The organism is Mixta sp. (assembly GCF_024610815.1).
Classification (GTDB): domain Bacteria; phylum Pseudomonadota; class Gammaproteobacteria; order Enterobacterales; family Enterobacteriaceae; genus Mixta; species Mixta calida.
On sequence record NZ_JANION010000099.1, the window covers coordinates 1 to 2,325 of the forward strand.

At 54.4% G+C, this 2,325-nt stretch carries 3 protein-coding genes; 2 read left to right on the forward strand and 1 reads right to left on the reverse strand.

Translation table 11 applies throughout. The features are described 5' to 3' along the window. Positions 1-186: 186 nt before the first annotated feature. On the forward strand, positions 187-681 hold the full coding sequence (locus MYY08_RS06695; protein ID WP_190296379.1) for a CinA family protein: 495 nt from the start codon (positions 187-189) through the stop codon (positions 679-681). Between the two features lie 59 nt (positions 682-740). Here the strand turns inward: MYY08_RS06695 and MYY08_RS06700 are convergent, their stop codons facing one another. After that, positions 741-1,934: a zinc-dependent alcohol dehydrogenase gene (locus MYY08_RS06700; RefSeq protein ID WP_038629607.1), complete on the reverse strand. Its 1,194-nt coding sequence runs from the start codon at positions 1,932-1,934 to the stop codon at positions 741-743. Positions 1,935-2,194: 260 nt separating this feature from the next. Between MYY08_RS06700 and MYY08_RS06705 the strand changes: the two genes are divergently transcribed. Further along, positions 2,195-2,325: IS1 family transposase (locus MYY08_RS06705; protein ID WP_353738461.1), on the forward strand; the 131-nt coding region annotated here is incomplete at its 3' end.

The following is a 2,325-nucleotide window of genomic DNA, read 5'->3' on the forward strand; positions in this document are numbered from 1 at the left end:
CGATAAGAATTATCGGCGCTGCCAGCGATCGGTTAAGAAATTCAGGAAAAGATTCAGAAAACATAATTTCTTCAAACGCGCAGCGTGGAAAATATTACGTTGCTGAAGAGAGATTTTTATCTCTGTCTGCCAGCGGCGGGCAGGTCTTCTACACTTAATTGATTCCACAGCGCAAGGAGAACGACAATGAACGAACAATTACGTCAGGCGGCTTCAGAATTAGGGGAATGGCTTACCGAGGCCGGGGTTAAGTTGGCGACGGCGGAATCCTGCACCGGCGGGCTGGTCAGCATGGCGATGTGTTCCGCCAGCAGCAGCGCGGACTATTTCAGCAGCGGCTTCGTGACCTATACCAATGACGCCAAAATGCGTCTGCTAAAGGTCGATCAGCGGACGCTGGAGAAATACACCGCCGTCAGCCAGGCGACGGCGCGTGAGATGGCGGCTGGCGCAAAAGCGCAGTCCGGTGAATCGGTCAGCCTGTCGGTGACCGGCTATGCCGGTCCTGACGACGGCCCGGACGGCACCCCGGCAGGCACTATCTGGTTTGGCTGGGGGTTGCCCAACGGTACGATAAAGGCGGAGATAAAGCATTTCAGCGGCGACAGCGAATCAGTAATCAATCAGGCGGCGCTGTTTACCCTTACCCGTCTGAAAGAGCTGCTTCAGGAAAATAACTAGGCTCATAAAAAAACGGGTTTCGGCATAAGCCAGAAACCCGTTCTTACCGCCAAGGCCGATTATACGTGGCGCAGCGTTTCAGTCAGTCCTGGCACCAGAATCACCTTGCGGCACTCTTCTTCGCGTTTTTCAAAGATCTTGTACGCCTCTTCCGCTCGCTCCAGCGGCATATGATGCGTAATAATCTCTTCGGGTTTAATCAGCCCCTGCTCAATCAGGTTCAGCAACTCCGGCAGGTAAGCCTGAACGTGCGTCTGCCCCATTTTAAAGGTCAGCCCTTTATCAAAGGCGTCGCCAAACAGGAAGCCGTGGATAAAACCTGCATACACGCCCGGCACGCTGACGATGCCGCCGCGCCTTACCGCCGCGATGCACTGACGCAGCGCTTTGCCGCTGCTGCCCTCCAGCTTCAGGTTGGTCATCACGGTTTCGGTCAGGCTGCCTTTCGCTTCAAAGCCGACCGCATCGACAACTGCGTCAACGCCGCGATGGTTAACGGTGTTTTCAATGATAAAGGCCGCCGGATCGTCATTTTCATCAAAGTTGATGGGAATAACGTCGTAGCGCTCCTGCGCAAAGGCGAGTCGATAGGGATGGTGATCCACCATGAAGATTTTTTCCGCGCCCAACATACGCGCGCAGGCGGCGGTCAACAGTCCCACCGGACCGGCGCCGAAAATCGCCAGGCTGCTGCCTTTGGTTACCTGTGCGTTTTTCACCGCCTGCCAGGCGGTAGGCAGGATATCAGAGAGGAACAGCACTTTATCGTCCGCCAGGATCTGCGGCACTTTAAACGGTCCGGTGTTCGCTTTCGGCACGCGTACATATTCCGCCTGTCCGCCCGGCACGCCGCCATACAGCGCGCTGAAGCCAAACAGCGCCGCCGGAGAAGTGATCTGTTTCTTATTCAGGATCGCCCCACGGCCGGAATTGGTCGTCTCACAGGCGGCAAACTCTTGCAAGCGACAAAAGAAACAGTCGCCGCAGGCGATAACAAAAGGCACCACTACGCGATCCCCTTTCTGCACCGCCGTCACTGCGGATCCCGCTTCCACCACTTCCCCCATAAACTCATGGCCAAAGATATCCCCATGAGAGGTGCCAGGAATTTTGCCGCGATAGAGATGCAGATCGGAACCGCAAATAGCGGTAGCGGTAACGCGTAGAATGATGTCATCCGGCGCTTCCAGGCCAGGATCGGGAACATTATCAACTTTGACACGATGGGGGCCATGGTAAGTCAGTGCTTTCATTGCCTTTCTCCATGTTGGGGATAAATGAGATGACCATCTCCTGATAAGCGCGGTTTAAAAAAAACCCGCATCAAGCGGGGTGCGCATCTGCGCCAACACCAGGGAATTTCTATATTAAAAGTTAGTATCTCTTGAGAATTGCGCAAGCGAAGCAAAGCGAAACATACGCTTAACGTCGTGGTCAGTAATCGAGGAAGGCATCGCAGGTGATGCTGCCAACTTACTGATTTAGTGTATGATGGTGTTTTTGAGGTGCTCCAGTGGCTTCTGTTTCTATCACCTGTCCCTCCTGTTCAGCTACTGACGGGGTGGTGCGTAACGGCAAAAGCACTGCCGGACATCAGCGCTATCTCTGCTCTCACTGCCGTAAAACATGGCAACTGCAGTTCAC